Annotated in this window: 19 protein-coding genes and 1 riboswitch; of the genes, 14 read left to right on the top strand and 5 right to left on the bottom strand. The window is 70.6% G+C overall.

Going from position 1 to position 21,020, the window contains the following annotated elements; translation table 11 throughout:
- Nucleotides 1–41 precede the first annotated feature (41 nt).
- The 3 genes from NQ152_RS05705 to NQ152_RS05715 all read left to right on the top strand — a co-directional run bounded on the left by NQ152_RS05705 (nucleotide 42) and on the right by NQ152_RS05715 (nucleotide 4,916).
- Nucleotides 42–968 (top strand): DnaJ domain-containing protein, encoded by a 927-nt coding sequence (locus NQ152_RS05705; RefSeq protein WP_257523312.1) that lies wholly within the window; start codon nucleotides 42–44, stop codon nucleotides 966–968.
- Between the two features lie 121 nt (nucleotides 969–1,089).
- The gene (locus NQ152_RS05710) at nucleotides 1,090–2,817 is read left to right on the top strand and encodes an ABC transporter ATP-binding protein (RefSeq protein ID WP_257523357.1); all 1,728 of its coding nucleotides are present in this window, start codon (nucleotides 1,090–1,092) and stop codon (nucleotides 2,815–2,817) included.
- Nucleotides 2,814–4,916, top strand: a complete 2,103-nt coding sequence (locus NQ152_RS05715; protein ID WP_257523313.1) for an ABC transporter ATP-binding protein — start codon at nucleotides 2,814–2,816, stop codon at nucleotides 4,914–4,916. The genes NQ152_RS05710 and NQ152_RS05715 overlap by 4 nt, the downstream gene beginning before the upstream one ends.
- Before the next feature lie 68 nt (nucleotides 4,917–4,984).
- On the opposite strand, the gene NQ152_RS05720 is transcribed toward NQ152_RS05715, so the two are convergent.
- Complete coding sequence (locus NQ152_RS05720; RefSeq protein WP_257523314.1) at nucleotides 4,985–6,412, bottom strand: DUF2252 domain-containing protein; 1,428 nt, start codon at nucleotides 6,410–6,412, stop codon at nucleotides 4,985–4,987.
- Nucleotides 6,413–6,536: 124 nt separating this feature from the next.
- Nucleotides 6,537–8,141, bottom strand: a complete 1,605-nt coding sequence (locus tag NQ152_RS05725; protein ID WP_257523315.1) for a D-alanyl-D-alanine carboxypeptidase — start codon at nucleotides 8,139–8,141, stop codon at nucleotides 6,537–6,539.
- Between the two features lie 40 nt (nucleotides 8,142–8,181).
- Nucleotides 8,182–8,290, top strand: a riboswitch (TPP riboswitch).
- Between NQ152_RS05725 and NQ152_RS05730 the strand changes: the two genes are divergently transcribed.
- The 3 genes from NQ152_RS05730 (at nucleotide 8,285) to NQ152_RS05740 (ending at nucleotide 11,211) form a co-directional block, all read left to right on the top strand.
- A complete protein-coding gene (locus tag NQ152_RS05730) occupies nucleotides 8,285–8,917 on the top strand; it encodes an ECF transporter S component (protein WP_257501338.1) in 633 nt (210 codons plus the stop codon). Its footprint overlaps the riboswitch before it by 6 nt.
- Nucleotides 8,918–8,932: 15 nt before the next feature.
- A complete protein-coding gene (locus tag NQ152_RS05735) occupies nucleotides 8,933–10,432 on the top strand; it encodes an ATP-binding cassette domain-containing protein (protein ID WP_257523316.1) in 1,500 nt (499 codons plus the stop codon).
- A complete protein-coding gene (locus NQ152_RS05740) occupies nucleotides 10,423–11,211 on the top strand; it encodes an energy-coupling factor transporter transmembrane component T (RefSeq protein ID WP_257523317.1) in 789 nt (262 codons plus the stop codon). The genes NQ152_RS05735 and NQ152_RS05740 overlap by 10 nt, the downstream gene beginning before the upstream one ends.
- Nucleotides 11,212–11,216: 5 nt before the next feature.
- On the opposite strand, the gene NQ152_RS05745 is transcribed toward NQ152_RS05740, so the two are convergent.
- A complete protein-coding gene (locus NQ152_RS05745; RefSeq protein ID WP_257523318.1) occupies nucleotides 11,217–11,990 on the bottom strand; it encodes an aminoglycoside 3'-phosphotransferase in 774 nt (257 codons plus the stop codon).
- 196 nt (nucleotides 11,991–12,186) lie between these two features.
- Here NQ152_RS05745 and NQ152_RS05750 point away from each other — a divergent pair, with 196 nt between their 5' ends.
- The 7 genes from NQ152_RS05750 to NQ152_RS05780 all read left to right on the top strand — a co-directional run bounded on the left by NQ152_RS05750 (nucleotide 12,187) and on the right by NQ152_RS05780 (nucleotide 18,159).
- Nucleotides 12,187–12,969 carry an SDR family NAD(P)-dependent oxidoreductase gene (locus NQ152_RS05750; RefSeq protein ID WP_257523319.1) on the top strand — a complete coding sequence of 261 codons (783 nt, stop codon included), beginning with the start codon at nucleotides 12,187–12,189 and terminating at the stop codon, nucleotides 12,967–12,969.
- A 29-nt stretch (nucleotides 12,970–12,998) separates the two neighbouring features.
- The gene (locus NQ152_RS05755) at nucleotides 12,999–13,781 is read left to right on the top strand and encodes an enoyl-CoA hydratase/isomerase family protein (protein ID WP_257501333.1); all 783 of its coding nucleotides are present in this window, start codon (nucleotides 12,999–13,001) and stop codon (nucleotides 13,779–13,781) included.
- A gap of 123 nt (nucleotides 13,782–13,904) precedes the next feature.
- A complete protein-coding gene (locus NQ152_RS05760) occupies nucleotides 13,905–14,741 on the top strand; it encodes an NAD(P)-dependent oxidoreductase (RefSeq protein WP_257501332.1) in 837 nt (278 codons plus the stop codon).
- 122 nt (nucleotides 14,742–14,863) lie between these two features.
- The gene (locus NQ152_RS05765) at nucleotides 14,864–15,235 is read left to right on the top strand and encodes a glyoxalase/bleomycin resistance/extradiol dioxygenase family protein (RefSeq protein ID WP_257501331.1); all 372 of its coding nucleotides are present in this window, start codon (nucleotides 14,864–14,866) and stop codon (nucleotides 15,233–15,235) included.
- A 111-nt stretch (nucleotides 15,236–15,346) separates the two neighbouring features.
- The gene (gene rlmN / locus NQ152_RS05770) at nucleotides 15,347–16,618 is read left to right on the top strand and encodes a 23S rRNA (adenine(2503)-C(2))-methyltransferase RlmN (RefSeq protein WP_257523320.1); all 1,272 of its coding nucleotides are present in this window, start codon (nucleotides 15,347–15,349) and stop codon (nucleotides 16,616–16,618) included.
- A gap of 40 nt (nucleotides 16,619–16,658) precedes the next feature.
- Entirely contained in the window at nucleotides 16,659–17,666 is a 1,008-nt protein-coding gene (locus NQ152_RS05775) for an aldo/keto reductase family protein (RefSeq protein WP_257523321.1), read from the top strand.
- 13 nt (nucleotides 17,667–17,679) lie between these two features.
- A complete protein-coding gene (locus tag NQ152_RS05780) occupies nucleotides 17,680–18,159 on the top strand; it encodes an NUDIX domain-containing protein (protein ID WP_257523322.1) in 480 nt (159 codons plus the stop codon).
- On the opposite strand, the gene NQ152_RS05785 is transcribed toward NQ152_RS05780, so the two are convergent.
- Both NQ152_RS05785 and NQ152_RS05790 read right to left on the bottom strand, forming a co-directional pair.
- Complete coding sequence (locus NQ152_RS05785; RefSeq protein WP_257523323.1) at nucleotides 18,156–19,295, bottom strand: aminotransferase class V-fold PLP-dependent enzyme; 1,140 nt, start codon at nucleotides 19,293–19,295, stop codon at nucleotides 18,156–18,158. The genes NQ152_RS05780 and NQ152_RS05785 overlap by 4 nt on opposite strands.
- A 9-nt stretch (nucleotides 19,296–19,304) precedes the next feature.
- A complete protein-coding gene (locus tag NQ152_RS05790) occupies nucleotides 19,305–19,697 on the bottom strand; it encodes a RidA family protein (RefSeq protein ID WP_257523324.1) in 393 nt (130 codons plus the stop codon).
- A gap of 156 nt (nucleotides 19,698–19,853) precedes the next feature.
- On the opposite strand from NQ152_RS05790, the gene NQ152_RS05795 reads away from it, so the two are divergent.
- Entirely contained in the window at nucleotides 19,854–20,975 is a 1,122-nt protein-coding gene (locus NQ152_RS05795) for an aminotransferase class V-fold PLP-dependent enzyme (protein ID WP_257523325.1), read from the top strand.
- Nucleotides 20,976–21,020 lie beyond the last annotated feature (45 nt).

Below are 21,020 nucleotides of genomic sequence, written 5' to 3' on the forward strand. Positions count from 1 at the left end.
AGCCTGTATCCGGCCGCGTGCGCGGCAGGGGAGGGGTCCGCGTGTTCGACAGCCCGCTGTCCGCGTCGGCCTACGACGTCCTCGGCGTCGAGCCCACGACCGACGAGGAGTCGCTGCGGCGTGCGTACCGGCTCCGGCTCCGCCAGACGCACCCGGACACCGGCGGGGATGCCGCCGTCTTCGTCCAGGTGCAGCGGGCGTGGGAGCTCGTCGGCACGTCCGCTGCGCGGGCGGCATACGACCGCGGGCACGGCTTCGCGGACGCCCCTGCCCCGGAGTGGGCCGGCTGGCGTGCTCCGGCGCGCCCCGCGGACACGCGGCCGAAGGCGCGATCCCACGGGCAGCCGGGTGGATGGCGGCGGGAGCGATACCTCACCCTGATCAGGGAGTGGGCCGGCCGAGGCATGACGATCGACGATCCGTACGACCCGGCCCTGGTGCGGTCAGCGCCGCGCGAACTGCGTCGCATGCTCGCCGACGCGCTGGCGGAGGAGGCCACCGCGCGCGTCGTCTCCGAGCTGGGCATGGGGTACACGGTCTGGCACGACGTGGCCGCGCCGGTCCGCGGGGGCACCGGTGACGACAAGCTGGATCACATCGTGCTGAGCCCTTCCGGACTGTACGCGGTCCTCTCCGAAGACTTCGGCGGCCCGATCGGCATCCGACGGGGTGAGATCACGGGTGACGCGGTTCCGGGCACTCCGGTCGCCGACCTGCTCGCGCGGATGCGCGTTCTGGCGCGGGCGGCGGGCGTCCGGTTCGGCGGCGCCGTCATCGTCCTGCCCGACGACGACCTGGTCCAGGCGGTCACCGACCTCGGCCGGGTGCGCGGCACCCCCGTCGTGCTGGTCGCGCGCGGTGCGCTGTCGAACCTGCTGCGGCAGGGTGTGCCCGGTGCGCGTTCGATCGGCGGCAACGAGATCTTCGACATCCGCACGCGCCTGCAGCAGGCGGTCCGGTTCGTCTGAGCCTCGCCATTCCGCCCTCAGCGTACCGAGGGCCGCAGGGGATGAGCGTGTCGGAGGATCGTGGCAGGGTGGTTCGGTGGCGCCGCTCCGCCACTTTCTCTCGACCTTCTTCGGAGATCCCGTGCTCGGCAAACTCCTCTTCCGCTATCTGAAGCCGTATCGCTGGCTTCTGCTGGGCGTGCTGCTGTTCCAGTTCATCGCCGCGATGGCCTCGCTGTACCTGCCACGACTGAACGCCGACATCATCGACAACGGCGTCTCACGCGGCGACACCGCCTACATCTGGTCGACGGGCACGTTCATGCTGGCGATCTCGCTCGGACAGATCGTCGCCTCGGTGATCGCGACCTACTTCGCCGCCCGCGCGGCGATGGCCGCCGGGCGGGACATCCGCCTGGACGTGTACGAGAAGGTCAGCGGCTTCTCCGAGCGGGAGGTGTCCACCTTCGGCCCCGGATCGCTGATCACCCGCAACACCAACGACGTGCAGCAGGTGCAGATGCTGGCGATGATGGGCGCCACGATGCTGGTCACCGCGCCGCTCCTGGCGATCGGCGGGGTCATCATGGCACTGCAGCAGGACGTCGGTCTGAGCTGGCTGATCGCCGTGTCGGTGCCGCTCCTGCTGGTGTTCGTGGTCCTGATCATCAGCCGCATGGTGCCGCTGTTCCGCAGCTTCCAGAAGAAGCTCGATGCGGTGAACCGCGTCCTGCGCGAGCAGCTGACCGGGGTACGGGTCGTGCGCGCGTTCGTCCGGGAGGACATCGAAGAGGAGCGGTTCGCGGTCGCCAATACCGACATCATGGTGGTCGGCCGCAAGGTGGGATCCCTGTTCGTGCTGCTGTTCCCGGTGGCCATGCTGGTGCTGAACATCACACTCATCGGCGTGATCTGGTTCGGCGGAATCCAGGTGGACGCGGGCACCGTGGAGATCGGCACCCTGTTCGCGTTCATGCAGTACGTCGCGCAGATCCTGATGGGCGTGCTGATGGCCAGTTTCATGACGATCATGATCCCGAGGGCAGCCGTGTCCGCGGAGCGCATCGGCGAAGTCCTGGCCAGTCAGTCCACCCTCGCGCGCGCGGCCGATCCGGTCCGCGACTTCGCCGCACCCGGCACCGTCGCCTTCGAGCACGCGGAGTTCACCTACCCCGGGGCGGAGTCGCCGGTCCTGAGGGACATCACCTTCGCAGCCGCCCGGGGTGAGACCGTGGCGATCGTGGGCTCAACGGGGTCCGGCAAGACGACTCTCGTCTCGCTCATCCCGCGGCTGTTCGACGTGACCGCCGGCGCGGTGCTGGTCGGCGGGGTGGATGTCCGCGAGGCGGACCTGGACCATCTGTGGAAGGGCATCGGCCTGGTGCCGCAGCGTCCGTTCCTGTTCTCCGGCACGGTCGCCTCGAACCTCCGATTCGGACGCGAGGAGGCCACCGACGACGAGCTGTGGCACGCACTGGAGATCGCCCAGGGCAAGGACTTCGTGCAGGAGATGGAGGGACAGCTGAACGCGCGGATCGCGCAGGGCGGGACGAATGTGTCCGGCGGCCAGCGCCAGCGCCTCGCCATCGCCCGCGCCATCGTGCACCAGCCGGACATCCTCATCTTCGACGACTCGTTCTCCGCCCTGGACCTGGCCACCGACGCCCGGCTGCGGCAGGCGCTCTGGCGCGAGCTGCCTCAGGTGACCAAGGTCGTCGTCGCCCAGCGCGTATCCACCATCACCGCCGCGGATCGCATCGTGGTCCTCGAGGACGGTCGCATGGTGGGCCTGGGCACGCACCAGGAGCTGCTGAGGACGAGCGAGACGTATCGCGAGATCGTCGAATCGCAGCTGGGGGTGGAGGTATGAGCGCTCCGGACAACCTCACCGAGGAGGAGCGCCTCGAACTGGAACTGGCCGAGCAGGCCCGCCTGAACTCCGGCGACTGGGACAGCGTCGCCCCCGGCAAGGCGTCGAACTTCGGCAAGAGCTTCGCGCGCCTGATCGGCCTGCTCCGGCCGCACGCGGTGGCCTTCGTCTTCGTCTCGATCCTGGGTGCCGCCGGAGTCTTCCTCGCCGTGATCGCACCGAAGATCCTCGGGCAGGCGACCAACCTCATCTTCGAAGGCGTCGCCTCCAACGCGCTCGCGGAGCAGTTCCCGGCGGGCACCTCGCAGGCAGTGGTGGTCGACGCGCTGCGCAGCGCGGGCCAGACCGACCTCGCGAACGTCATCGCGGCGATGGACAACTTCACCGTCGGCGCGGGCGTCGATTTCGATGCGCTGCGCACCGTGGTCGTGGCGGTCCTGGCGATCTACGTCGGCTCCTCGTTCCTGAGCTGGATCCAGGGTTACGTGATCAACATCATCATGGTGCGCACGATGTGGCGTCTGCGCGAGTCGGTCGAGACGAAGATCAACCGGCTGCCGTTGTCCTACTTCGACAAGGTGCAGCGCGGCGAGCTCATCTCGCGCGTCACCAACGACATCGACAACATCACCCAGACGATGCAGCAGTCCCTGTCCAGCGTGGTGACATCGGTGCTGACGGTCATCGGCGTGCTGATCATGATGTTCTCCATCTCGTGGCAGCTGGCGCTGGTCGCGCTGGTGTCGCTGCCGCTGATGGCGGTCATCTTCGGCGTCATCGGACCCCGCTCGCAGAAGGCGTTCGGAACCCAGTGGCGCAAGGTGGGGCGCCTGAACGCGCGCGTGGAGGAGTCCTTCTCGGGTCACGCGCTGGTGAAGGTGTTCGGCCGTGAGGTCGACTCGCGAGAGAAGTTCCAGGTCGAGAACGAGGAGCTGTACCAGGCCAGCTTCAAGGCCCAGTTCCTCTCCGGGATCATCATGCCGGGCATGATGTTCATCGGAAACCTCACCTATGTCGGCATCGCCGTACTGGGTGGCCTGATGGTGGCCAACGGCCAGCTGCGCCTCGGTGACGTCCAGGCGTTCATCCAGTACTCGCAGCAGTTCACCCAGCCGCTGTCCCAGCTGGGCGGCATGGCCGCCGTCATCCAGTCCGGAACCGCATCGGCCGAACGGGTGTTCAACCTGCTGGACGCGGACGAGCAGGAGCCCGACGCCCCGGATGCGCCCGAACCGGTGCACGGAGAGGGTGTCATCGAGTTCCAGAACGTGCGCTTCGCGTACAACCCGGAGCACCCGCTCATCACGGACCTGTCCTTCCGCGTCGAACCCGGCCAGACCGTGGCGATCGTCGGTCCGACCGGTGCCGGCAAGACGACGCTGGTCAACCTCATCATGCGGTTCTACGAGCTCGACGGCGGGCGCATCCTGCTGGACGGGCAGGACATCGCACAGCTCACCCGGGACGACGTGCGCTCCCGCACCGGCATGGTGCTGCAGGATCCCTGGCTGTTCGCCGGGACGATCCGCGAGAACATCCGCTACGGCCGTGAATCGGCGACCGACGAAGAGATCGTCCAGGCGGCGACGGCGACCCGCGTGGACCGCTTCGTGCATTCGCTCCCGGACGGGTATGACACCGTCCTGGATGAGGAGGCCTCGAACGTCTCCGCCGGCGAGAAGCAGCTGATCACCATCGCGCGGGCCTTCGTCGCCCAGCCGTCGGTGCTGATCCTGGACGAGGCAACCTCCTCGGTGGACACCCGGACGGAGCTGCTGCTGCAGCACGCGATGGCGGTGCTGCGCGAGGGGCGCACGTCGTTCGTGATCGCACACCGGCTCTCCACCATCCGCGACGCCGACCTGATCCTGGTGATGGAGCACGGCGACATCGTGGAGAAGGGCACGCACGAGGAGCTCATCGCCGCCCAGGGAGCGTACTGGCGGCTCTACCAGTCGCAGTTCCAGCAGGCGGCGACCGACCTGGACGCCCAGCCGGACCAGACCGGCGGCGTGCCCGTCACCGGCGACGCCATCCGTGCGCTGCCGGTGACGACGGATGCCGCGGAGGAGGGCGCCGCGGAGATCACGTCGCCGTAGCCGGGCACCCGGTCGGCTCAGCCGAGCAGTTTGGCCCTGGCGGTCGTGAATTCCTGGTCGGTCCGCGGCTACAGCCCCTGCACCGCGAGCAGGCGGCCGGACGCGATGGCGGAGGTGAACTCGGCGAAGTCGGCCTCGTTCTGATCGGCGTAGGCCTCGGTGAAATCGGCGATCGACTCGTCGAAGACATCGGATCGGCCGAGGTAGCCGGCGATCTCGACCCGGTCGCCGGACCGGCCGTGCGCGCGGGCGAGGGTTTCCCCGCAGATTCGCGCGTACAGCAGTGTGCCCCGCGGGACGGCCTTCTCGGCATCCATCGCGCCCTTCCAATCGTGCAGCTGCCGCACGTAGAAGTCCCGCTCGATCCCGCCCTCGCCCCTCACCGTCTGCCAGCCCAGGAACATGTCGCCGGAGGCCTGCATGGTGCGCTGACCGCGCACGACCCGTTCGCCCTGGTTCTCGTACTCGCACGGCTCGAGGAACCGCTCCAGCACCGACGCCTGCGCCTCCTTGGCCTGCAGGAACAGCGGGTCGGATTCGTCCCGTCCGCGCAGCAGCACGATCCACGCGCGGGTGCCGACGCTGCCGACTCCGACCACCTTGCGGGCCATGTGCACGTAGGTGTATTCCGAGAGCGGATGCCGAGCCGCCGGGGGGAGCGTGCCCTGATACGACCGGAGGATCTCGCGCGCGGCCGCCTCCGGGTCGTCGATGTCGGTGTCCTCCAGCAGATCCTCCACCGGAACGATCAGCGGCGGATCCGCGGTGATCCGCATCCGCCCGTCCTCCGTGGTCACCAGCTTCGCGAACGCCTGCATCCGGTCCTTGCCGAGGGCCTTCGCCGCGACGGCATCGAACCTCTTCAGCTGCCGCTTCTCTGCGCGCTCCGCGCTCTGCTCCTCTCGCAGCCAGCGTTGCAACGCCTCCACGTCCAGATGGTCGTACCACGCGTCCAGGACGGTCGCCTCGGCGGCGGCCAGCATCCGCTCGCGGTATCCGCGCGCCGCCGCGAGGAGGATCGCGCGCCGTTCATCGTCCGCGAAGCCGCGGTGCCGCCCGGCGATCTCGAAGCTCGCCACGAGGCGCTTCAGGTCCCACTCGAACGGACCGGGATGGGTCTCGTCGAAGTCGTTGATGTCGAAGACGAGTCTCCGCTCGGCGGAGGCGAACAGTCCGAAGTTGGACAGGTGCGCGTCCCCGCAGAGCTGGACGATGAGCCCGCTGCTCGGAGTGCGAGCCAGGTCCGCCGCCATCAGGAGGGCCGCGCCCCGGTAGAACGTGAAGGGCGAGACGCTCATCCGCCCGTGGCGCACGGGCACGAGGTCTGCGACGCGGGAGGCGGCCTGATCTTCCAGGAGGGACACCGGGTCAGCGCGATCTTCCGGGGCACCCCAGATGCCGTGGCTGGATCGGGGGGCACGCACGCGCGCTGCCGAGCCGTACGAACGTCTTCCCTCGAAGTCGGTCGGCGGCGGCGGCGGTGTCGTCGTCGGCATGGACTGACCATCATCGGACATCCGCGTCCCCCTCGCCGTGTCCGCCCGCATGCGGGCGCTCTCGGTGTGTGGTGCCCAGTCTGGCACTCCGGTCCACCGGGCAGAACGGTGTGCGTGCGACCGGCTAGTTCAGGCCGAACAGATCGAGCGGGTGGGTGAGCCGCCACCACGCGCTCGGCGGTTCGATGTCGGCAGCCAGTTCGAGTGCCGTGCCCGTCGAATCCAGCGGGCCGCGCACCGCGAGCGTGCCCACGGCGGCGCCCTTCTCGCGTGCGTCGCCCAGCGCGAAGTCGGTGGTGACGGCGCCGACACCGCCGTTCCACAGGATCACGCTCGCGTCGTCGTCCGTCACGATGGCGACGTTCTGACCCCACTCGGTGGTGACATGGCCGACGACCGTGCCCTTGGTCACCGACGGGACCGGCTGCAGAGCCAGCTCGACCTCGGAGTACAGGGTCCGCGACACGGCCAGCCGGACCTCGCCGTCCGGCTGCCCCAGGACCGCACTGTAGACGCGCACCGTCGTCTCGCCCACGACGATGTCCTTCGCCGAGAGCAGGCTGAAGGAGTCCAGCGAGCCCGTCTTGATCCCGACCACCCCGGCATCGGCCAGCAGCGCGTTGGTGTTGGTCACCAGTCCGGCGCCGGGCAACTCGACGGCCGGCTTGGCGACGATCTCGGCGATCACCGGATGCGCCATCGCGCGCTGGGCCAGCGCGATCAGCGCGTCCGGGCTGGCCGAATTGCGCGGGTCCAGCCCGGTCGGCTCCACGACGGTGACGCCGGGGACGCCGTGCGCGGCCAGCCAGGTGTTCGCGGCGCGCGCGAACACCGCGTCGTTGGGCCACAGCGCGCCGGCCAGTCGGTCGGCGTAGTTGTTGGCCGAGCCGATGAGCATGCCTTCGAGCATCTGGTATTCGGTGAGCGAGCCGCCCACCGGCACATCCAGCGCGGACTCGCCGTTCTCGCGGTAGCCCCAGTACGCGTTGCTGTCCCGCGCTGTGAAGCGGAATTCCGGGCCCTGCTCGCCGACCGCCAGCGGCATCTGGTCGAGCACCAGCAACGCTGTCACGACCTTCGTGATGCTCGCAATCGGGGCAGTCTCGACGGTGGAGGTGGCAAGGCCCTCGATGCCGGCGACGGCGACCGACGCGCTGCCCTCGGCGGGCCAGCTCAGCGCCGCGGCGGGCGCGGCGAGGGGTTGCACGTCCATCGCCTCCACCGTCGGCGCTACGGCGTGCAGCGGCCACAACAGCGTGGTGGCGGAGTATGCGCCCAGCACGAGTGCGATGATCGCGATGGGGAGCAGTACGCCGGCCCGCCAGAGCGAGCGGCGCGGCGCGTCTGCGAGCAGATCGGGTTCGACGACGACATACGGGGATGCCGGTACCTCGAGCGTGCGAGCGGCAGGAGGCGTCAGCACGAGCGTCCGCTCGTCCACCCACTCCAGTGCGGTCGGCCTGGCCGTCCGGGACGGGGCGGTCTGGCGCAGCGCGGCCTTCGTCGTCGGCCCGATCGGCGATCCCGCCGCGACGGCGGTCGAGGCGCCGACCGCGGGCGCCGGAGTGGACGAGGACGGCGGGCCGGCCGCCGTCACCTGGGCCAGCGCGCCCGACACGGCGACGGTCGGGGGCGCGGCGGTCTCGGATGAGCCGTCGGCGTACCGGGCGTCACCGCGCTGCAGGCGCACGGAACGTCGCGTCGGTGCGGCGGCGTCGTCCGGAGTCACTCGCCTAAATTACCCCGTGTCGCGCCAGGCTATATACTCGGTGCGTCAACACGGGAGTCCGGTGTGCCGGGCTGAGAGGAAGCGAACACGCTTCGACCGTCGAACCTGATCTGGGTAATGCCAGCGCAGGAAGGAGATCTGCCTTGAGTACCACCACGTCCGCATCTCGCCCCGCACGCCGGGGTTTCTCGGGAATCGTCTGGCGGTGGCGGGTCGTCGACATCGTCGTCGCCAGCGTCATCGCCGTCGCCTGCTCCCTGGTGTTCCTGCTCTGGAACGTGGGCTACGAAGCGCCCAGCGCCCTGCTCAAGCCCCTGCTGCCCGGGCTGCAGGGACTCCTGGCCGGGCCCTGGCTGGTCGCCGGCGTGCTCGGCGCGCTGATCATCCGCAAACCCGGCGCGGCCCTGTACACCGAACTGGTCGCTTCGGTCATCTCCGCGCTCATCGGAAACCAGTGGGGGCCGCTGACGATCGCCTCCGGGCTGGTGCAGGGCCTGGGCGCCGAACTGGTGTTCCTGCTCTTCGCCTACGCGGTATGGCGGCTGCCGGTGGCGGTCCTCGCCGGCGCGGGCGCCGGACTGGCGTGCGGCATCAATGACCGCATCCTCTGGTACGCCGGTGCCGACACGACTTTCACGATCGTGTACATCGTCGCAACCACCGTTTCGGGCGCGCTCATCGCCGGTGCCGGCTCGTGGTTCATCGCCCGCGGGCTCGCGGCAACCGGTGCTCTCGGCCGATTCGCCTCGGGCCGGGACACGACGCGGCGGGTCTGACGTGGCACTGCTCACGTGACGGCGGGGGCGGACGGCGGCCTTCCCACGGCGATCGAGGCGCGCGGGTGGGGCTGGCGCTACGCGACGCGCCTGCGGTGGGCACTGCGCGATATCTCGTTCCGGATCGAGCCGGGAGAGCATGTCCTGCTGCTGGGCGCATCCGGCTCCGGCAAGTCGACGCTGCTGCACGCGCTGGCCGGGGTGCTCGGCGGCGACGATGAGGGCGAGCACACCGGGGAACTGACGGTGGCGGGTGCGCCGGCGAGCCGGGCGCGGGGTGCCGCGGGCATGGTCCTGCAGGATCCGGACACCCAGGCGATCCTCGCGCGGGTGGGGGATGATGTCGCGTTCGGCTGCGAGAACCTCGGTGTCCCGCGCTCGCAGATCTGGCCGCGGGTGCGCGCGGCCATGGACGCGGTGGGGCTGGATGTGCCGCTGGATCGGTCGACGTCGGCGCTGTCGGGCGGACAGAAGCAGCGGCTCGCGCTGGCCGGTGTCCTCGCCATGCAGCCCGGTGTCATCCTGTTGGACGAGCCGACCGCCAACCTGGATCCGGCCGGCGTCGTCGAGGTGCGCGATGCGGTCGAGCGCGCGCTGGCGGCGACCGGCGCAACTCTCGTCGTGGTCGAGCACCGGCTGGACGTGTGGCTGCCGCTCGTCGATCGGGTCCTGGTCCTGGGCGCGTCAGCGTCCGGTGAGCAGGGGATCCTCGCGGACGGCACCCCCGATGCGGTCCTGCGCGCGCGGGGCGACGAGCTCGCCGCGGGCGGGGTCTGGGTTCCCGGCATCCCCCCGGCCTTCCCGCCGCCTCCCGCGCGGCGAGCGGGATCCACGCTCCTGACGGCGGAGTCGCTGGCGGTCTCCCGGGTGCGCGGCACCAGGGTGGCCGGACCTGTCGACCTGGAGGTCAGGGCCGGTGAGGTGCTCGGAATCGTCGGCCCCAACGGCGCAGGAAAGTCCACCCTCGGGTTGACGCTCGCGGGGCTCATCCCTGCCGAGTCCGGGCGGGTGGCGGCATCCGCACGTCTGTCCGCAGGGGTGCCGGGCGACCCCATCGCGTGGCCCTCTCGCGCGCTGCTGACCCGGATCGGGACCGTCTTCCAAGACCCCGAGCACCAGCTGCTGACCACCACCGTCCGGGCCGAGCTGGAGGTCGGTCCTCGCGCGCTCGCACTGCCTGCGGCCGAGATCGCCGCGCGGGTGGACGAGCTGCTCGAACGGCTGCGCTTGGCCCCGCTCGCGGATGCGAATCCGTACACGCTGTCGGGGGGAGAGAAGCGGCGGCTCACGGTCGCCGCGATGCTGGCGACGCGTCCGCGGGTCCTGGTCCTGGATGAGCCCACTTTCGGGCAGGATGCCGCGACCTGGGCCGAGCTCGTCGACATCATCGCGCGCCTGCGCGATGGCTCGGACGGGGACGAGGGTGCCGCCGTGGTCGCGATCACGCATGATCAGACCGTGCTGGAAGCCCTGCATGCGCGGCGGTTCACGGTGGGCGGTGCCGGGTGGCGGTGACCGACCGGCCGGCCCGGTCCGGGCCGATCGCCGGCCTCAACCCCGTCGCCAAGCTCGGCGCGGCGCTGCTGATCGCGGTGCCGCTCGTGCTGACCATCGACCCGGTCTCGGCCGCGGTCGCGCTGCTGCTGGAGCTGCCGCTGCTGCTGGCGGCCGGGCTGCGTCCGCGGGAGTTCTGGCTGCGGACCATCCCGATCTGGGTCGCCGCGCCGCTGGCGGCGGTCACGATCGCCCTGTACGGCGCGTCCAGCGGCGAGGTTTACCTCGAATGGTTCGTGGTCCGCATCAGCGAAGGCTCCCTGATGCTCGCCCTGGCCACGTTCTTCCGTGTGCTGGCGATCGGTCTGCCCGCCGTCGTTCTGTTCGTCACGGTGGATCCGACGGACTTGGCGGACGGCCTCTCCCAGCTGCTGAAGCTCCCGGCGCGGTTCGTGCTGGGGGCTCTGGCCGGTATGCGCCTGCTGGGCCTGCTCACCGACGATTGGCGCGCGCTCGCCCTGGCCCGGCGTGCCCGCGGCGTCGCCGACAGCGGAAGGGTGCGCAGGGTCGTGGGAATGGCGTTCGCGCTGTTCGTCCTCTCGATCCGGCGGGGCTCGACGTTGGCCACGGCGATGGAGGCCCGCGGCTTCGGCGGGAGCGAGTCGCGCACCTGGGCGCGGGAGTCGCGATTCGGCTGGCGCGAATGGATGCTGCTGGCCGTCGGAGCCGCGATCTCGGCGACCGCGGTGGCGGTGGCAGTGCTGACCGGGTCGTGGAATTTCATCCTCGGTCCGGTGTAGCCGCCTCAGGTCGCGTCCCACAGCTCCCGGTAGTACGCGAGGCGGGCCGGATCCGGTGCGACGCCGTACGCCTCGATGAGCGCGTCCTCCCACCCGGGACCGTAGTTCCACACCGTGCTCATCGCCGCCACGGCGATGTCGGCCCAGCGGTCGCCCACCCCCAGCGCACCGAGATCCACGTGCGCCGTCCACCGCCCATCGTCTCCGACGAGTGTGTTCGGGCAGCAGGCGTCGCCGTGGCAGACGACGAGCCGGTCCACCGGCGGCGGGTGGTGGAGCGCGTCGGGCACCCGGATGCCGCGCACGGCGGCGTTCGCGATTCGCGCGGGCACATCCCACACGAAGGGGCAGAGCCGGACCGGCAGAGCGTCGTGGAACGCCCGGAGCCCCGCCCCCACCGCGGCCACGGCGGTCGCGGGATCGGCGAGCCACCGCGGCGTCACCGCCGAGAGCCCGGGCAGTGCCACCGTCACCATCCACTCCTGGGTCGCGTCGCCGCCGAGCTCGAGTACTCGCGGCACCGATGTATACGCCGACGCCCACCTCAGTCGCGCCGCTTCCTCGCGGAACGAGGTCTCCGCATTGCGGGGGCCGAACTTGATGACCCGGTCATCGTCGGTGCGGAAGGTCACTCCGCCGATCTCGTTCCGCCACAGGGGCACCAGCCCGGCGCCGCGGGCGAGGATCCGCACGCGGGCGGGCGGCGGGAGCTGCGCGCCGGTGGCCGCACCCGGATCAACGCCACGGGGATCGCCCGCCCAGAACGGTCGCTGAGGCATGCACCCATCCTGCCCCGCCGACCGCCCGGCCGGGGCGGCGTCGATGCTGATCCGCTGCACTGCGCGGCCGGGGGACCTGCGGGTAGCCTGAGACGCGCGATCGCCGTTTCCGGCGGTGACCGCGAATGGAACTCGGTTCCACCTATGCTGGGACGCAATGCCGTCCGCGGCGCGCCGCGGGTTCGAAGGAGAGCACATGGACATCACGGGCGCCTCCGCCCTCGTGACCGGCGGTGCGAGCGGGCTCGGGCTCGCGACCGCCCGCCGGTTGGCCGCAGCCGGCGCAGCGGTGACGATCCTCGACCTGCCCTCGTCCGCTGGCGCGGACGTGGCCGCAGAACTCGGCGGCGCATTCGCGCCGGCCGATGTGACCAGCCCCGAAGAGGTGGCCGCGGCCGTGAGCGTGGCCGCCGCCGGAGGTCCGCTGCGGGTTCTGGTCAACTGCGCCGGGATCGCCCCGCCCGCGAAGGTCCTCGACCGGGAGGGGACACCGACGCCACTGGACGCCTTCGAGCGCATCGTCCGCGTCAACCTGATCGGCACGTACAACGTGATCGCCCAGGCATCCGCTGTCATGTCGCGCACGGAGCCCTTCGCCGCGGGCGGCGACTCGGCGCTCGCAGCAGACCGCGGCGTCATCGTCAACACCGCGAGCGTGGCCGCCTTCGACGGCCAGATCGGGCAGCCGGCCTACTCGGCCAGCAAGGGCGGCGTGCACGCGATGACGCTGCCGATAGCTCGGGAACTCGCCCGCTACGGCATCCGCGTGGTGACGATCGCTCCGGGGATCATGGAGACCCCGATGCTCGCGTCGCTGCCGCAGGCCGCCCAGGACTCGCTCGGCGCGCAGGTGCCGTACCCGGCGCGGCTGGGACGGCCCGACGAATACGCGCGACTGGTGCTTGCGATCGTGGAGAACGACTACCTCAACGGCGAGACCATCCGCCTGGACGGTGCGATCCGCATGGCACCCAGATGATCTGCACGGCACCCAGCTAAGGAGCCCACATGTCCGAACCCATCCTGTTCTCCGTCGATGACGGTCTCGGCCGCATCACCCTCAACCGCCCGGCGCGGCTCAACGCCTTCGACGAGGCGACCGCGCGGGCGTGGGAGCGGATCACCGCAGAGGTCGTCGACCGTGACGACGTCGGGGCGATCCTGCTGGATGCCGAGGGACCCTCCTTCTGCGCGGGCGGCGACGTTCTGTCGATGGCCGCCGGCGGCTTCTCGGCGGACGGCATCGCCGAGCTGGCCGGCGTGATCAACCGCGGCATCCTGTCGCTGACCGAATCCTCCAAGCCCGTCGTCGCGGCCGCTCAGGGCACCACCGCCGGCGGCGGCCTGGGCATCCTGCTCGCCTCCGACTACGCGGTCGTCGGGGAGGACTCCCGGATCGGGAGTCTGTACGCGAACATGGGGCTCACCCCCGATCTGTCCGTCACCGCCCAGCTGGGTCGCGCGGTCGGACAGCGCCGCGCCCTGCAGCTCGTGCTGCAGGATCGGCTGCTGAGCGCCGCCGAAGCGGTGGAGTGGGGTCTGGTGGCCGAAGCCGTCGCCCCCGACCAGGTGCGGCCGCGCGCCGAGGCCGTCGCGCGCTTCTGGCTTGCCGGCGCCGGCGCGGCATACGGGCAGGCCAAGCGCCTGGTCCGCACCGCACCCGAACGCACGGTGGTCGCGCAGCTCGAGGACGAGGCCCGCACGATCGGGGCCGCCCTGGCGACGCCGGATGCCCAGGCCCGCGTCGCGGCTTTCGCCGCGGCATCCCGCACCTCCGCCCCCCGCCCCTGACCTGACCTGCGTGTCCCACTTTCTGTTGCCCGGGGGCCGGGCAGCCGACAACAAGTGGGACATGCAACCCAGACCCCGGCATCACCGGGCGTCGAGCCTCCGCCCCTGACCGAAGGACGACCGATGACAGACAAGCCCCTGGCCGGCAAGACGATCCTGATGTCCGGCGGCAGCCGCGGCATCGGTCTGGCGATCGCCCTGCGCGCCGCCGCGGACGGCGCGAACATCGCGCTGCTGGCCAAGACCGACTCCCCGCACCCGAAGCTCGAGGGCACCGTCCACACGGCGGCGGAGCAGATCCGTGCGGCCGGGGGCAACGCGCTGCCGATCGTCGGCGACGTGCGCAACGACGATGACATCACCGAGGCGGTGCTGAAGACCCAGGGGGAGTTCGGCGGGATCGACATCGTGGTGAACAACGCCAGCGTGATCGACCTGTCGCGTTCGCTCGATCTGACCGCGAAGAAGTACGACCTCATGCAGGACGTGAACGTGCGCGGCACCTTCATGCTGTCGCAGGCGGCGGTGCCGATCCTGCGCGCCGCCGAGAACCCGCACATCCTCTCGCTGTCCCCGCCGCTGAACCTGGACCCGAAGTGGCTCGGCGCGCACACCGGCTACACGCTGGCCAAGTACGGCATGACGATGGTGACCCTCGGATTCGCCGCCGAGTTCGCCACGGACGGGATCGCCGCCAACACGCTCTGGCCGCGGACGACCATCGCCACCGCCGCCGTGCAGAACCTGCTCGGCGGCGAGCAGGTCATGGCCGCGAGCCGCACGCCCCGGATCTACGCGGATGCCGCGTACGAGGTGCTCACCCGCCCGGCGCGCGAGTACACCGGACAGACCCTCATCGTCGAGGATGTGCTCACGGATGCCGGGATAACCGACTTCGCGCTGTACGCGGCCGTGCCGGGAACCCCCGACGAGCGCCTGTTCCCGGACATCTTCCTGTAGCCCCGCGCGCCCGCTGCCGCCGGCGAGACCGGATACCTGCCGCGAGACAGGGGTGAACGCGCTGGGTTTCGCGGCGCCCATCCGCTCTCGCGGAGCCGGGCCGGGCGACGTAGGGTGTCGGCATGGGAGTGCGGTCCCTGTTTCCGATCCTGAACTCGCGCGACCTGCCCCGGCTCGTGAGGTTCTACCAGGACGCCCTCGGCGCGACCGTCGAGTACCGCTTCGCCAGCGGCGCCGAGGACGACTACGTCTCGCTGCGGCTCGGCAGCGAAGCGCTGGGCATCGGGCGCGTGCCGGACGCGCCGACCTCGGGGGACCGGGTGGCGCTGTGGTTCTACGTCGACGATGTGGACGCGGTGCACGCGGAGTGGGCGCGCCACGGCGGAACGACGGTGCAGCCGCCGAGCGACATGCCCTGGGGTGAGCGGGTCGCTCAGGTGCGCGACCTCGACGGCAACCTCGTGAACCTGGGCGCGCAGCCCTCCACCCGGTAGCCGCCCGGTGCGCGTCGGCGCTCGTTGTCGGTGAGCAGGATGCCGCCGACGACCGGGGGCGTCGCCGGCGCCCGCCAGGTGTTGCGCAGGTGCGTCCCCTACCCTGGAAGGATGACCGCCACGCCCGAGACCCCCATTCGTCAGGTGCGTCCGGCGACGGCGGCCGGCGCGGCGCCGCAGGTGCGGCCCAAGACCGAAGGCTGGTCGCAGAAGAAGGACGCCACCGGACGTCCGCTCCTGCAGTTCGCCAGCCCCAAGCGCGGCAAGCCCCCGGTGCACCTGGCAGACCTGACGCCCGAGCAGCGCGTCGTCAAAGTGCAGGAGCTGGGGATGCCGGGCTTTCGCGCCAAGCAGCTAGAGACCCACTACTTCACGCACTGGACGCACGACCCGGCCGCGATGAGCGACCTGCCCGCTGCGGGTCGCGAAGAGTTCGTCCACGGGATGCTGCCCCCGCTGCTGACGGAGGTGCGACGTCTCGAGACCGACCGCGGTGACACCATCAAGTTCCTGTGGAAGCTGCACGACGGCGCCCTCGTCGAGTCGGTGCTGATGCGCTACCCCGGCCGGATCACGCTGTGCGTCTCGTCGCAGGCGGGCTGCGGCATGAACTGCCCGTTCTGCGCGACCGGACAGGCCGGCCTGACGCGCAACATGTCTGCGGCCGAGATCGTCGAGCAGATCGTCCGCGCCAACCGGCTCATCGCGGACGGGGGACTGGGCGGCAAGAAGAAGGACGACCACTCCGCCGAGCGGGTCAGCAACATCGTGTTCATGGGGATGGGCGAGCCGCTGGCCAACTACGCCCGCGTCATGCAGGCGGTGCGCGTCATGACCGACAAGAAGCACGGGCTCGGGATGAGCGCGCGGGGCATCACCGTGTCGACCGTCGGACTCGTGCCGGCGATCGACAAGCTCGCGAACGAGGACATCCCGGTGACGTTCGCGCTGTCGCTGCACGCCCCCGATGACAAGCTGCGCGACGAGCTGATTCCGGTCAATTCCCGCTGGAAGGTCGATGAGGCCCTGGACGCGGCCCGCAACTACTTCGACAAGACCGGACGTCGCGTGTCGATCGAGTACGCGCTGATCAAGGACATGAACGACCACGCCTGGCGCGCCGATCTGCTCGCGGACAAGCTGAACGCGCGCGGCCGGGGGTGGGTGCACGTGAACCCGATCCCGCTGAACCCGACGCCGGGCTCGATCTGGACCGCCTCCGAGGTCAGCGTTCAGAACGAGTTCGTCCGCCGGCTCAACGACGCCGGCATCCCGACGACGCTGCGCGACACGCGCGGCAAGGAGATCGACGGAGCGTGCGGCCAGCTGGTGGCCACCACCGAGGACGCGGCCGCCGCCGCGGCGACGCCGGCCGAGGACTGACCCGCAGCAGGGAGCGCCGCGCCGCCGCTACCGTTGAGGGATGGTCAACTATCGATATCTCGGCAACAGCGGATTCAAGATCTCGGAGATCACCTACGGCAATTGGGTGACCCACGCATCGCAGGTGGACGACACCGACGCGATCGCGACCGTCCACGCCGCACTGGATGCGGGGATCACGACGTTCGACACCGCCGACACGTATGCGAACACCGGCGCCGAGACGGTGCTGGGCAAGGCGCTCGCCGGGCAGCGCCGGGAATCGCTGGAGATCTTCACGAAGGTCTACTGGCCCACCGGGCCGAAGGGTCCCAACGACGGCGGGCTCTCCCGCAAGCACATCGTCGAGGCCATCAACGGCTCCCTGTCCCGGCTGGGCACGGACTACGTCGACCTGTATCAGGCGCACCGCTTCGACTACGAGACGCCGCTGGAGGAGACGTTCCAGGCCTTCGCCGATCTCGTCCGGCAGGGGAAGGTCCTGTACATCGGCGTCTCGGAGTGGACCGCCGAGCAGCTGCGCGCGGGTCACGCGCTGGCCAAGAGCTACGGCATCCAGCTCATCTCCAACCAGCCGCAGTACTCGATGCTGTGGCGCGTCATCGAGGGCAAGGTGGTCCCGGCCGCGGAGGAACTCGGGATCTCGCAGATCGTCTGGTCGCCGATGGCGCAGGGCGTGCTGAGCGGCAAGTACCTTCCCGGCGAACCCGCGCCGGAGGGCTCGCGCGCGACGGATCAGAACGGTTCCCGCTTCATCCAGCGCTTCCTCCAGGATGACGTGCTGACGGCCGTGCAGCGACTGCGGCCGATCGCGGACGAGGTCGGACTGACGATGCCGCAGCTGGCGATCGCGTGGGTGCTGCAGAACCCGAACGTCGCCGCCGCACTCGTCGGGGCGTCGCGACCGGAGCAGATCGCCTCGAACGTGGCCGCGTCGGGCGTGACCCTGGATGCCGACACCATGGCCGCCATCGACGCGGCCGTGGCGGGCGTGGCGGTCACCGACCCCGAGGAGACCTATTCCGTCTCGCCGAAGTCGCGCGACTGACCCGGGCGATCCGATGGCAGTGACCAGCGCCGGCATCCTCCTCTACCGGCTGGTGGAGGGGACGCCGCAGGTGCTCATCGCGCACATGGGCGGGCCCTACTGGGCATCGAAGGATGCCGGAGCGTGGTCCATCCCGAAGGGCGAATACGACGCCGACTCCGAAGCTGCGCTGGATGCCGCGTTGCGCGAGTTCGCCGAGGAGCTCGGCGTTCCCGCGCCCGACGTGCCGTACGCGGAGCTGGGCACGTTCCCGTACTCCTCGGGCAAGCGGGTGACGGTCTTCGTCGCCGACGGCGCGGGGCTCCCGCTCGAGGACCTTCGGTTCGGGGAGTTCGAGCTGGAGTGGCCTCCGCGCTCGGGGCGGAGGCAGTCCTTCCCCGAGGTGGACCGCGTCGAGTGGACAGGGTGGGATAACGCGCGGGAGCGGCTGGTCAAGGGGCAGCGCCCGGCGCTGGACGCCCTGGAGAGGCAGCTCGCCGACGCGGGCGCCTAGCGGTCCGCGGCGTCGTGTCGGCGCGCGTCGACCGGCCGGATCCCCGCCGCGGCGACGGCGTCCGCGAGCGCCTCCCCGAACAGGCGGACGTCCTCCCGGCTGGTGTAGAAGTGCGGTGACACCCGGACGAGCCCTCGCTTGTGGACCACGTCGATCCCGCGATCCTGCAGCTGCGTGACCAGTCCTTCGGCGTCGTCGACGCCGAAGCTGATGATCCCGGCCCGGGCAGCGGCATCCGTCACCGGAGTGAACGCCTGTGCGGACACCGTGGCGTCCACCATGGCCGTCAGGTCGGCGACCTTGCCGTGCACGGACTCCCAGCCGAGGGAGTCCAGATACTGCAGCGTCGAGTCCAGCACGTACAGGCCGGGGTAGTTCGGGTCGGAGTACTCGAAGCTGCGGCTCGGGGGCGCATTGCGGTAGCCGCGATAGGCGGGGGTGAGCTGGTCGCGTGCGCGATCCGCGAAGACACCGATGCTCAGTCCGAATCCGGACAGCATCCACTTGAACACGGCGGCGCCGTAGACATCCACCCAGGTGAGGTCGACATCGATCGCGCCGAGCGCCTCTATCCCGTCCACGACCAGCAGCGCGCCGACTTCCCGGCACGCCCGGCCCAGCCGCTCCAGGTCCAGCCGGGAGCCGGTCACGGCGTGCACGTGGGTCACGGCGAGGACTCGCGTGCGGGCGCCGATGCGCTCGAGCAGGCGGTCCTCGCGCAGCCGCTCATCGTCGATCTCGACCCGGTGCAGCGTGCCGCCGGCCGCTTCGGCCGTGGTCCAGGGCAGCACCACCGAGGGGAAGTCGTCGGCGGCGACGACGACCTCATCGCCCGGGCGCCACGCGACGCTGTTGGCGGCAAGGTTCATGACGTCGCTGGTGTTGCGCAGGAAGGTCACATCCTCGGACGGCACCCGCAGCAGCCGTCCGACGCGGACGCGCGCCAGCTCGGCGCGGCGGACCCATTCGGGCTGCGCCGAGGCGCCCCAGGCGGCCAGGTGCGTGTAGTACTCGGCGGCCGCGGCGGGCGCACCAGGCCACGGCAGTCCCGCCCCGGCGGAGTTGAGGTACACCCGTCCGGCGCGGTAGGGGAAGTCGGCCTTGGCGCGCACCTCCCACTCGTCGAGGGTCAGCACAGGAGGGTGTCAGCTCCTGCCCGGGATGGAGGCCACGGCTTTGATCTCCACCTTCGCGCCGGGAACGGCCAGCCCGGTCACCGACACGGTGGCGCTGGCCGGACGGGCGCTGCCGAAGAACTCGGCAGCGATCGGGGCGATCTTCGCGCGGTCGTCCATGTCGATGAGGAACGTGGTGATCGACACGACGTCCTGCGGCGTCGCGCCGGCCGCCTCGAGCACGGTGCGCATGTTGGCCAGCACCTGCCGCATCTGCTCGGCGACGTCATCGCCGCCGACGACGACCAGGTCGTTGTCGGTGGGGCCGCATCCGGAGAGGAACAGAAGATCCCCGTGCGCCACGGCATCCGTATAGTGACCGATCGGCGGGTGCAGCTTCTCGGCGCGGATCTCTTTCCTCATGGGTCTCTCCTTGACGGCTCTGGCGGTGCGACGGTTCCGGTCCGGGGTCCGGCCGACGTTACCCGAACGCCCGGATGCCGAACACGTCTCTGCCTTGGGGCGGAAGACCGGTCGATCGGCAGGCGGGGATTTCGTATCGTCGGTCGGATGTCGGCAATGAGCACGGACGAGTGGCTGCAGCGAGTGCGACGGGACTTCCCGTACCGGCCGGACTGGGTGTACCTGCAGTCGGCGGGCACCGGCCTGGCCTTTCCCGGGGCCGCCGCAGCGGCCGGCCAGTACTATCTCGACGTCGCCGGACTGGGCTGTGACGCGCAGTCGCTGTGGCAGCGTCCGGTCTCCAGCGCGCGGGAGCGCATGGCGCGGCTGCTGTCCGTTCCCGCCGACGAAGTCGGGTTCTTCCGCAACACCAGCGAGGTGATCAACATCGCCGCGCACAGCGTCGCCTGGCAGCCCGGCGACACCATCGTCGGGATGGCCGACGAGTACCCGTGCAACGTCCTCCCGTGGGAGGCGGCCCAGGCGCAGGGCGTCACCGTCGTGCGGATCCAGCCCGACCCGGAGCTGGACCGCGAGCAGCAGCTGCTGGACGCGCTCACGCCGCGCACCCGTGTGCTCAGCGTCTCGCACGTGCACCCCTGGACGGGCACCAAGGTGGACCTGACCCGGCTGGGCAGGGCCTGTCGCGAGGTTGATGCGCTGCTGATCGTGGACGGAATCCAGGCGCTCGGAGCCACGCCGGTCGACCTCTCCTACGTCGACGTGTACGGCGCCGGGATGTTCAAGTGGATGCTCTCCGGCTTCGGCACCGCGGTGGGCGTGTTCCGGGAGCGTGCCCGCAGCATGCTGACCCCGATCTTCCGCAGCTACGCCAATCCGGCCCCGAGCACGTCCTTCGCCTACGCCGCACCGAACGTGCCCGGGCTGTACGTGCTGGACGCGACGCTGGAGTATCTCGAGGACCTGGGCTGGGACCGCATCCACGAACAGGTCGAGGATCTCACCGGGCGGACCTTCGGCGCGCTGCGCGGGCTGGGCATCCGCCCGGTCACACCCGAGCACGCGCGGGCCGGGATCGTCGGATTCGATGTGCCGGACTCGACCCGCGTCGCGGCGGAGATGGCCCTGCGCAACGTCTCGGTCTCGGACAAGGAGGGGCGCGTGCTGGTGTCCCCCTACTTCTACAACACGCCCGCCCACATCGACCGGTTCGCCGAGGCGCTGGCCGACACGCTCCGGGTGATCGCCCGCGAGACAGGATGGTCGCCGCGAGACTGAGTGCGTCTGCACGGGTGTGGTGGCGATTTTCCGGTCTCGCGGGCC

The organism is Microbacterium sp. zg.B48 (assembly GCF_024623505.1).
In the GTDB taxonomy this organism is placed as follows: Bacteria; Actinomycetota; Actinomycetes; order Actinomycetales; family Microbacteriaceae; genus Microbacterium.

Excerpts from the sequence above, each read along its gene's own strand:
- NQ152_RS05775 (WP_257523321.1), top strand. The coding sequence starts at position 16,659 with ATGGTCAACTATCGATATCTCGGCAACAGCGGATTCAAGATCTCGGAG.
- NQ152_RS05745 (WP_257523318.1), bottom strand. The coding sequence starts at position 11,990 with ATGCCTCAGCGACCGTTCTGGGCGGGCGATCCCCGTGGCGTTGATCCG.
- NQ152_RS05795 (WP_257523325.1), top strand. The coding sequence starts at position 19,854 with ATGAGCACGGACGAGTGGCTGCAGCGAGTGCGACGGGACTTCCCGTAC.
- NQ152_RS05715 (WP_257523313.1), top strand. The coding sequence starts at position 2,814 with ATGAGCGCTCCGGACAACCTCACCGAGGAGGAGCGCCTCGAACTGGAA.
- NQ152_RS05755 (WP_257501333.1), top strand. The coding sequence starts at position 12,999 with ATGTCCGAACCCATCCTGTTCTCCGTCGATGACGGTCTCGGCCGCATC.
- NQ152_RS05780 (WP_257523322.1), top strand. The coding sequence starts at position 17,680 with ATGGCAGTGACCAGCGCCGGCATCCTCCTCTACCGGCTGGTGGAGGGG.
- NQ152_RS05765 (WP_257501331.1), top strand. The coding sequence starts at position 14,864 with ATGGGAGTGCGGTCCCTGTTTCCGATCCTGAACTCGCGCGACCTGCCC.
- NQ152_RS05760 (WP_257501332.1), top strand. The coding sequence starts at position 13,905 with ATGACAGACAAGCCCCTGGCCGGCAAGACGATCCTGATGTCCGGCGGC.
- NQ152_RS05720 (WP_257523314.1), bottom strand. The coding sequence starts at position 6,412 with ATGCCGACGACGACACCGCCGCCGCCGCCGACCGACTTCGAGGGAAGA.
- NQ152_RS05790 (WP_257523324.1), bottom strand. The coding sequence starts at position 19,697 with ATGAGGAAAGAGATCCGCGCCGAGAAGCTGCACCCGCCGATCGGTCAC.
- rlmN (WP_257523320.1), top strand. The coding sequence starts at position 15,347 with ATGACCGCCACGCCCGAGACCCCCATTCGTCAGGTGCGTCCGGCGACG.
- NQ152_RS05750 (WP_257523319.1), top strand. The coding sequence starts at position 12,187 with ATGGACATCACGGGCGCCTCCGCCCTCGTGACCGGCGGTGCGAGCGGG.